Source organism: Actinosynnema sp. NPDC023658, from assembly GCF_040639995.1.
Taxonomy (GTDB): domain Bacteria; phylum Actinomycetota; class Actinomycetes; order Mycobacteriales; family Pseudonocardiaceae; genus Actinosynnema.
Genome location: NZ_JBFAAX010000226.1, coordinates 1 through 8,944, shown reverse-complemented (window position 1 = coordinate 8,944; position 8,944 = coordinate 1). Strand labels below are relative to the sequence as shown.

Genomic DNA, 8,944 nt, shown 5'->3' with positions numbered 1-8,944 from the left:
GCCGTGGCCCGGGCCCCCGGCCCCCCCGTTGGCCGCCCTGGTGCGCCGGTGCCGGGGGGGCGCACGCGCCCCCCCCCCCCGCCGGTCCGGCCGACCCGCGGGCTCAGCGCGCCAACGGGATCTCGAAGTGGACCGTCTGGAAGGTGATCGGGTCGCCGTCCCGCGCGTCGTGCACCTCCGCGGCCATGGACCGCCAGAACGGCTCGGCCCCGGCGATGCGGGTGTCGGTGTGCAGGTACAGCCGGTCGTAGCCGGGCGTGCGGGCGACGAACTGCGTCGCCAGGTCGACCAGCGCGCGGGCCAGGCCGCAGCGGCGGTGCTCGGGTCGCACGTAGACGCGGAACAGCTGCGCGGTGCTGCCGTCGGGGTAACGCGCGGCCAGCCAGGTGGGGTGCGGCGGGCTGGCCGGCGCGGTGGCCCGCACCCCGGTGGTCGCGACCACCTCGTCACCCTTGACCGCGACGAACAGCGCGTGCCGCTCCGGCCGCAGGTACGCGCCGTCCAGGTCGATCACGTCGCCGTGCCACTCGGGCCGGTAGCCGTAGCCGAACTCCTGGTAGAAGGTGTCCAGCATGACGCTGCGCGCCCCGGCCAGGTCGGCTCCGGTGGCCTGGCGGACCTCGTAGGGCTCTACTTCGCGGTGGTACGGGCTCATGTCGTCTTCTCCTCTGTTCCTTCCACTGCGCGGCCGGGGGCGTCGACGCCCAGCAGGCCGATGGTCACCGGATGGGTGGGGGAGCCCAGGACGTCGCTCGCCGGCCCGTGCTCGACGACGCGTCCCCGGTGCAGCACGGCGACGCGGTCGGCGAGCCGTGCGACGACGGCGAGGTCGTGGCTGATCAGCACGACGGTGCAGGTCAGCGCGGCGAGGTGGTCGAGCAGGCTCGCCTGGGTCAGGGTGTCGAGGCCGGACGTGATCTCGTCGCAGACCAGCACGTCGGGTCGGGCCAGCAGGGCGCGCACCAGCGCGGCGCGGTGCAGCTCGCCACCGGAGAGCCCGGCCGGTCGGCGGTTCGCGGTCGCCTCGTCGATCCCGACGGCCGCCAGTTCCGCCACCGCCGCCGCACGCGCGTCGGTGCCGCCGGCGAGGCGCACGGCCGTGCGGGCGACCTGGTCGAGCACGGTGCGGTGGGCGTCGAACGACGCGCGGGCGTCCTGGAAGACGTACTGCACGGCGGCCAGCTCGGCCCGTGACCGCCGGCGCAGCGAGCGCGGCAGCGGGCGGCCGTCGAGCAGCTCGTCGCCGGTGAACCCGGCGTGCAGCCCGGCGACGCACCGGGCCAGCGTGGTCTTGCCGCTGCCGGACCGGCCCACGACGGCGAGGCACTCGCCCGCGCCGACCCGCACGTCCACGTCGTGCAGCACGGCGGTGGCGCGGTGCCGTGCGGTGACCGCGCGGGTCTCCAGCCGGTGCGCCGCCGCCGCACGGGCGACCGGCACGGTGACGCGGGGCTGCGCCGCGACCAGGGCCGCGGTGTACGGCGAGCGCGGTCGTCCGAGCACGTCGGCCACCGGGCCCGCCTCGACGACCCGGCCGGCGCGCAGGACCACCACCTCGTCCGCCACCGCGCGCACCACGTCCAGGTCGTGCGTGAGCAGCACCAGCGCCACCCCCTGCGCCACGACCGACGCGAGCTCGTCCACCACCTCGGCCCGCGTGATCGGGTCCTGCCCGGTGGTCGGCTCGTCCGCGACGAGCACCGCCGGGTCACCGACGAGCGCCTGCGCGAGCACCACCCGCTGCTGCTGACCGCCGGACAGCTCGTGCGGGTAGCGGCGCAGCAGCTCGGCGGGCACCCGGGCCCGGCGCAGCGCGGTGGCGATCAGCTCGCCGGGGTCGCCGGGGTGCAGCGCGGCGATCTCCCGGAACACGCCGCCGAGCCGCCGCACCGGGTTCAGCGCCGCCGACGGCTGCTGCGGCACGAACCCGACGCGCCCGGTCACGGTGACCCGCCCGGTCACCGACACCCCCGGCGCGTGCTCCCCGAGCAGGGCGAGCCCGGTGGTCGTCTTGCCGCTGCCGGACGCCCCGACCAGCGCGACCACCCGCCCGGCGGACAGCGCGAAGCCGACGCCGTCGACCAGCGTCCTGTCCCCGGCCACCGCGCGCAGGCCCTCGACGTGCACCACGGGAGTCACGTCCGCGCCCCCGTCCTCAGCGCGCGGTCGAACACGAGGTTCAGCCCGACCGACAGCGCCACGATGAGCAGCGCGGGGACGACGACCGCCCACGGCTGGAGGAACAGGCCCACCCGGTTGCGGTCGACCATGACGGCCCAGTCGGCCGCGTCCGGCGCCACCCCGACGCCCAGGAAGCTCGCCGACGCGACCAGGTACAGCGCTCCGGTCACCCGCACGCCGAGGTCAGCGGCCAGGGTCCGCAGCATCGACCGCCCGGTGTAGACGATGGACGTCCGCCACCACGTCTCGCCCTGCAACCGCATCGCCTCCAGCGCCGGGCGTCCGGCGACCTCCAGCGCGGCGGCCCGCGAGATCCGGGCCACGTCCGGGAAGTTGACCAGCGCCACCACGCCGACGAGCACCGGCAGGCCCGGTCCGGCGAGCGCGGCCACCAGGATCAGCACGAGCAGGGACGGCACCGCGAGCAGCAGGTCGAGGGGGCGCATCAGCACCTCGTCCACGACCCGCGGCCGGGACATCGCGGCCACCACGCCCCACGGCACGCCCAGCGCGTACGAGCACACCGTCGCGAGCACCGCGACCAGCACCACCGCCTGCCCGCCGGAGAGCACCTGGTGCCACACGTCCCGGCCGACGAAGTCCGTGCCCAGCACAGAGTTCCCGGTGAACGGCGCACCGCGCGCCGGGTCGTCCGGCACGAACAACGGGCCCAGCAGCGCCAACACCAGCGGCACGAGGACCAGCAGCCACCCGACGCCCCTCACGCGATCGCCACCGAGCGCGGCGCGAGCCGGAACACGACCAGGTCGGCCACCAGGTTCACCACCACCGTGGTCACCGCGAACACCACCGCCAGGCCCTGCACCACCGGCAGGTCCCGCGCGGCGACCGCGTCGACCAGCGTGGTGCCCAGACCGGGGACGACGAACACCGCCTCCACCACGATCACGCCGCCGAGCAGCCAGTCGGTCGTCCGCGCCACCTGCTGCACGGCGGGCGCCAGCGCGGTCGGCAGGGCGTGCGCGAACCGGACGCGGGTGGTCCCGATGCCCAGCCGCCGGGCGTGCCGGACGTGGTCGGACGCCAGCGCGTCCACCATCCCGGCCCGCACCAGGCGGCTGATCGAGCACAGCGGCCGGGCCACGAGCACCACCAGCGGCAGCACCAGCACCTCCGGCCGGCCGAGCAGGTCCGCGCCGACCGCCGTCGGCGGCAGCCACCGCAGTTGCACGCCGAACAGCGCGATCAGCACCACGGCCAGCGCGAACTCCGGGATCGAGTGCAGGCCCACGGTGACGGTGGTGATCACCCGGTCCACCGGTCCGCCCTCGCGCAGCGCCGCCAGCACGCCCAGCAGCACCGACAACGGCACCAGCAGCGCCAGCGCGAGTAGCGCCAGCACGAGCGTGGGGCCGAGGCCGTCGCGCAGGAACTCGACGACCGGCCGGCCGGAGACCAGGGACATCCCGAAGTCGCCGCGCGCCAGCCCGGACAGCCACTCGCCGAACCGGTCGAGCGGGGGCCGGTCCAGACCCATCGCGGCCCGGATCTCCCCGATCCGGCGCGGGTCCGGGTTGTCGCCCGCCAGCGCCACCGCCGCGTCGCCCGGCAGCGCCTGCACGAGCAGGAACACGACGGTGACGACGGCGAGCACCTGGACCAGGCCGATGACGAGCCGCCGGGCCGCGTACCGGCGCAGGCTCACCCCAACCACACCTTGTCGAACCGCGCCCAGTCCAGCGTGTTCGCGGGCGCGGTGGAGATGCCGCCCACGTTCGGCGCGGCGCCGACGATCCAGTCCGCGAAGCCCCACATCAGGTAGCCGCCCTCGGCGTGCAGGGAGCGTTGCATCTCCCGGTACACCTCGCCGCGCGCGGCGTCGTCCACAGTGGACACCGCCTTGTCGTACAGCGCGTCGAACTCCGGCCTGGCCCACTTGGTCACGTTGGTGCCGGAGCCGGTCAGCAGGCGTTGCGCGACGTGGGTCTCGATCGGCATCGCGCCCGACCGGAAGCTCGACAGCGAGCCGTTCTTGAGCGTGTCCGACCAGTAGCTGTCCTTGTTGCCGGTGACGACCTCGATGGTCAGCCCGGAGCCCCTGGCCTGGTCCGCGAACACGGTGGCGGCCTCGACCATCCCGGCCGCGGCGGTCGAGGTGTCCAGCTCGACCGTCAACCCCTCCGCGCCGGCCCGGCGGATCAGGAACCTGGCCTTGTCCAGGTCGCGCTCGCGCTGCGGGATGTCGTCGGCGTAGTGCTGGTAGCCCTTGCCGAACAGGTCGTTGCCCACCTGCCCGCTGCCCGCCAGCACCGACTCGACCAGCTGCGGCCGGTCGGCCAGCAGGAACAACGCCTCGCGCAGGTCGCGGTCGTCGAACGGCGGCCGGTCGAGCTTCATCGCGAACGCCTGCACGGCGCTGTTGGGCGCGCGGTGGATCGCCATCCGGTCGCTGCCGCTGTGGCTGCGCGCGGTGGTGGGCGTCAGGTCGTGCGCGTACTCGACCTGGCCGCCGAGCAGCGCGTTCGCCCGCGCCGACTCCTCGTTGGCGATGACGAACTCCAGCTCGTCCAGGTGCGGTGCGCCCTCCCAGTAGTCCGCGTGACGCTTGAGCAGCACCGACTTGCCCGGTTCGAACGAGGTGAAGGCGAACGGCCCGGAGCCGACCGGGTGGGTGAAGTCCTCGGTGCCGGCGGGCACGATGTAGGCGCCGAACGCGGCCAGCGCGTTGGGGAACTCCACGAACGGCCGCTTCAGCGCGAACTCCACCGTCCGGTCGTCCACCGCGCGGCTGTTGGCGAGGTCGATCAGCGCGAGGCTCGACTTGGCCCGGAACGCGCGGCCGGGGTCGAGGATGCGGGCGTAGCTGGCCAGCACGTCGTCCGCGCGCACCGGCTGCCCGTTGTGGAAGGTGGCCCGGCGCACCGTGATCCGCCAGCGGGTGAGGGTGGCGTCGGGCTCCCACTTCTCGGCGAGCCTGGGCTGGGCGGAGACGTCCGGGCCGAGGTCCGCGAGCTTGTCGTAGAGCGCCTTCGCGCGGGCGGCCTCCACGAACAGGTTCGCCAGGTGCGGGTCCAGCACCTCCTTGGCGCCACCGCCCGCGAACGCGGCGCGCAGCCGGCCGCCGGCACGCGGGGTGGACGCGGCGGACGCCGGTCCGTCCCCGGTGCCGCAGCCGGCGAGGGCGGCGAGCGAGAGGCCGGCTCCGAGGCCGAGGAAGCCGCGGCGGTCGAGGTGGCGCATGTCGTGTCCTTTCAGTGGCGCAGGCGCGCGACGAGGTGGAGGCGGTCGCCGGACAGCTCTTCGCGCAGCTCGGCGTCGGACGACCAGGGCGGTTCGGTGCGCGGACCCGGCGAGTCGAACAGGGCGGTCACGTCGAACCCGGCGTGGTCCAGGAAGTGCCGCAGCTCCTGCGGGAACAGCAGCCGCCACGCCGAGCGCTGCACGAGCGGCCGCGCGCCCGGCCACCACCACTCCCGCCGCCGGCGCAGCAGTTGGCCCGCGTGGTCGACCCGGAGCCGGGTGTGCGAGGTGTAGGACACGCCCTCCCAGACGACCGTGCGGCTGCGCACGCCGTCGAGCAGCTCGGTGTTGCCGAGGAAGAACGCGCCGTTGCGCATCTCCGCCACCAGCAGGCCGCCCGGTCGCAGGTGGTCGCGGCAGCGGCGCAGGAAGTCGTCCAGGTCGGCGTTCGTGTGGCAGTACAGCAGGGCGCTGTCCATGCAGGTGATCACGTCGAAGCGGCGGCCCAGCGCGAACGACCGCATGTCGTCCCGGACGAACTCGGCGGCCGGGTGGTGCGCGCGGGCGTGCTCGACCATCCGCTCGGAGCTGTCCAGGCCGACCACCCGGTACCCCAGCGCGCTCAGGTGGCCGGCGTCGCGGCCGGTGCCGCAGCCGACGTCCAGCAGGTCGCGCCCGCCGCCGAACCGCGTCACGACGTCGTGCGTGAAGCGGGCGGCGACGTGGTCGGGGTCGGGGAACTGGTGCTCGTAGAGCGCCGGGTTGTCGGTCAGCAGGTTCTCGCCCACCGTCATCGGGTCACCTCCGGTCGTGCCGCGGTCAGCACGCCGCGGCGGTGCAGCAGGGCCACGGCCGCCGCGCACCCCAGCCCGACGCCCACGCACACCAGCGACGCCGCCCACTGCGACCGGCCGAACACCCAGCCGATCGCGGTGTTGCCCAGGGCCGCGGCGAGGCCGGAGACCAGGTAGAACACGCCGAAGTAGGTGCCGGACAGGCCGGTGCGGCCGAAGGCGGGGATCAGCTCGTAGACGAACGGCTGCGCGATCACCACGCCGACCGACAGCAGCAGCGCGGCCACCAGCACGGGCGTGACACCGCCGAGCGGTCCGGCGTGGCTGACCGCCGTGGCGGTGAACCCCAGGCCCATGACGGCGAGCCCCACTGCGATCGCCCGGCCGCGCGGCACCCGGTCCAGCGCCCTGGTGACGCGCACCTGGAGCAGCAGGGTGACCGCGGTGGACACCCCGAACACGGCCGCGACGGCGAACGACGAGCCGGTCAGCCGCTGCGCCTCCAGCGGCAGCACCAGGTACAGCTGGTTCTGCAGCACGAACATGCCGGTGAGCGCGCCGGTGAAGGCGAGGAACCGGCGGTCGGTCAGGCACTCGCGCCAGTCGTCCAGCACCGTGCCCTCGCGCGGCGCGGCGGGGCGGGCGGGCAGCACGACCGCCTGCGCGACCGTGAGCACGGCGAACACCCCGGCCGCCACCAGCGCGGCGATCCGGAAGTCCCACAGCACCAGCAGGCCGCCCAGCAGCGGACCGACCAGCGCGCCGGCCTGCCCGTAGGCGCTGAACAGGGCGAACGCCCCGGCCCGGTCGGCGGACTCGTCCGCGATGTAGGCGCGCACGGCCGGGTTGAACAACGCCCCCGCGAGCCCGCTGAGGACGGACGCGGTCAGCAGCACGGCCACCGACTCGCCCGCCGCGAACAACCCGAACCCGACCGCCCGGACCGCGCAGCCCGCGATGATGACCCCGCGCGGGCCGAGCCGGTCCGACGCCGAGCCGCCGAGCAGGAACAGGCCCTGCTGGCTCAACGTCCGCACGCCCAGGACGACCCCGATCGTCGCCGCGGACAGGCCGAGGTCGCCCAGGTGCGTGGCCAGGTAGGGGATCAGCAGGTAGAAGCCGGTGTTCACGCCGAACTGGTTGACCAGCAGCAGCCGCACCGACAACGGGAACCGCCTCATCGCCGCCCGCTCCGGTCGGGCGCGGGCGTCACGCCCAGCCCCGGTGCGCCGGACAGCCGCAGCGTGCCGTCCTCGCCGCCGATCCCGGTCCACGGGTCGTCGGTGACCAGCAGGTGCCCGTCCAGGTCCACCCACCGCGCGTGCCCCGTCAGGTGCACGGCGGGCGCGATGCCGAGCGAGCTGGCCACCAGGCAGCCGAGCATCACGTCCAGCCCGGCGGTCCTGGCCGCGTCGACGACCTCCAGCGCCGAGGTGATGCCGCCGCACTTGGCGAGCTTCACGTTCACCCCGTCGACCACGCCCGCCAGCGCGCGGACGTCGGCGGCGGTCGCGGCGTCCTCGTCCGCCACCAGCGGCACGGGGCAGCGGTCGTGCAGCCACGCCAGGTCGTCCGGACGACCCGGCGCGATGGGTTGCTCTAGGGCGTCGATGCCGGACAGGCCGTCCACCACCCGCAACGTCCCCTCCGCCGTCCAAGCGCCGTTGGGGTCGAGGATCAGGCGCGCGTCGGGGGCGGCGGCGCGGACGGCCCGGATCGCGGCGACGTCGTGCTCCGAGCCGACCTTGACCTTCAGCACGGTGAACCCGCGACCGGCCAGGTCGGCGGCCTGGGCGGCGGCGTCGGCGGGAGCGCCGATGCCGATCGTGCACGCCGTCGGCACGTCAGTCCACTGTGGAACGCCGACCAGCGCGTGCACCGGCACGCCCCGGCGCACGGCCTCCAGGTCCCACAGCGCCGAGTCCACGGCGGCGAGCACGCCCGGCGGCAGCTCCGGCAGGCGCTCGCGCAGGTCCGCCGGGTCGGGGCAGTCGGCCACCACGGGGACCAGGTCGCGCAGCAGCGCGGTGATCCGCTCCACGTCCAGCCCGTAGTACCGGCTCGTGACCACCTCGCCGTGCCCCAGCAGCCCGTCCCACCCGAGCACGACGCGCACGGCGTCACGCCGCGCCATCACCGACCGCGAGATGCGCAGCGGCGAGCGCAGCTCCAACCCCCGCACCGACCAGTCGAGCCTCACGCCGGCACCCCGACGGCCTTCGGCGCGCACACCGCGCGGCACCGCGCCCAGCTCGTGACCTCGACCTCGGTGGTGTCCGCGATCTCCACCGGTCGGTCCTCCGGCGTGCCCAGCAGGCCGCGCGCCCGGCAGAAGTCGTCGTCGAAGATGGTGCCGAGGTAGCGGTGCGGTCCGTCCGGGAAGATCGTCACGACGGTCGACCCCGGCTCCACGCGCGCCACCCAGGCCGACACCAGGGCGACCGCGCCGGTGCTCCAGCCGCCGGTGACGAAGCAGTCCCTGGCCAGCCGGCGGCACGCGTCCACCACCTCGACCGGCCCGAGCCAGTGCACCTCGTCGAACTCCTCGTAGGCGACGTTGCGCGGGTGGATGCTGCTGCCCAGCCCGCGCATCACCCGCTGCCGGGCGGGTTGGCCGAAGATGGTCGAGCCGACGGTGTCCACGCCGACCAGCCGCACGTCCGGCCAGTGCCGGCGCAGGGCCGTGACGACGCCGGCGCTGTGCCCGCCGGTGCCCACGCTGCACACCAGCACGTCCGCGCGGTCGAGCTGGGCGGCCAGCTCCCGGG

At 75.1% G+C, this 8,944-nt stretch carries 9 protein-coding genes; all 9 read right to left on the bottom strand.

Going from position 1 to position 8,944, the window contains the following annotated elements:
• Positions 1–103: 103 nt before the first annotated feature.
• Positions 104–655 carry a GNAT family N-acetyltransferase gene (locus AB0G02_RS21670; protein ID WP_360797196.1) on the bottom strand — a complete coding sequence of 184 codons (552 nt, stop codon included), beginning with the start codon at positions 653–655 and terminating at the stop codon, positions 104–106.
• Entirely contained in the window at positions 652–2,139 is a 1,488-nt protein-coding gene (locus AB0G02_RS21665) for an ATP-binding cassette domain-containing protein (RefSeq protein ID WP_360797195.1), read from the bottom strand. The genes AB0G02_RS21670 and AB0G02_RS21665 overlap by 4 nt, the downstream gene beginning before the upstream one ends.
• Positions 2,136–2,906, bottom strand: a complete 771-nt coding sequence (locus tag AB0G02_RS21660; RefSeq protein WP_360797193.1) for an ABC transporter permease subunit — start codon at positions 2,904–2,906, stop codon at positions 2,136–2,138. Before AB0G02_RS21660 ends, AB0G02_RS21665 begins: the two co-directional genes overlap by 4 nt.
• Entirely contained in the window at positions 2,903–3,847 is a 945-nt protein-coding gene (locus AB0G02_RS21655) for an ABC transporter permease (protein ID WP_360797191.1), read from the bottom strand. The genes AB0G02_RS21660 and AB0G02_RS21655 overlap by 4 nt, the downstream gene beginning before the upstream one ends.
• Positions 3,844–5,382, bottom strand: a complete 1,539-nt coding sequence (locus AB0G02_RS21650) for an ABC transporter substrate-binding protein (protein ID WP_360797189.1) — start codon at positions 5,380–5,382, stop codon at positions 3,844–3,846. Before AB0G02_RS21650 ends, AB0G02_RS21655 begins: the two co-directional genes overlap by 4 nt.
• Before the next feature lie 11 nt (positions 5,383–5,393).
• Positions 5,394–6,176, bottom strand: coding sequence for a class I SAM-dependent methyltransferase (locus tag AB0G02_RS21645; protein WP_360797187.1), 783 nt, complete (start codon positions 6,174–6,176; stop codon positions 5,394–5,396).
• Positions 6,173–7,357, bottom strand: coding sequence for an MFS transporter (locus tag AB0G02_RS21640; protein ID WP_360797185.1), 1,185 nt, complete (start codon positions 7,355–7,357; stop codon positions 6,173–6,175). The genes AB0G02_RS21645 and AB0G02_RS21640 overlap by 4 nt, the downstream gene beginning before the upstream one ends.
• On the bottom strand, positions 7,354–8,376 hold the full coding sequence (locus AB0G02_RS21635) for an enolase C-terminal domain-like protein (RefSeq protein WP_360797183.1): 1,023 nt from the start codon (positions 8,374–8,376) through the stop codon (positions 7,354–7,356). Before AB0G02_RS21635 ends, AB0G02_RS21640 begins: the two co-directional genes overlap by 4 nt.
• Positions 8,373–8,944 (bottom strand): pyridoxal-phosphate dependent enzyme (locus tag AB0G02_RS21630; protein WP_360797181.1); only part of this gene is annotated, 572 nt, incomplete at its 5' end. The genes AB0G02_RS21630 and AB0G02_RS21635, both read right to left, overlap by 4 nt.

Bases quoted from the DNA above. Each gene is read 5' to 3' on its own strand.
- AB0G02_RS21670 (WP_360797196.1), bottom strand. From the start codon at position 655: ATGAGCCCGTACCACCGCGAAGTAGAGCCCTACGAGGTCCGCCAGGCC.
- AB0G02_RS21650 (WP_360797189.1), bottom strand. From the start codon at position 5,382: ATGCGCCACCTCGACCGCCGCGGCTTCCTCGGCCTCGGAGCCGGCCTC.
- AB0G02_RS21645 (WP_360797187.1), bottom strand. From the start codon at position 6,176: ATGACGGTGGGCGAGAACCTGCTGACCGACAACCCGGCGCTCTACGAG.
- AB0G02_RS21640 (WP_360797185.1), bottom strand. From the start codon at position 7,357: ATGAGGCGGTTCCCGTTGTCGGTGCGGCTGCTGCTGGTCAACCAGTTC.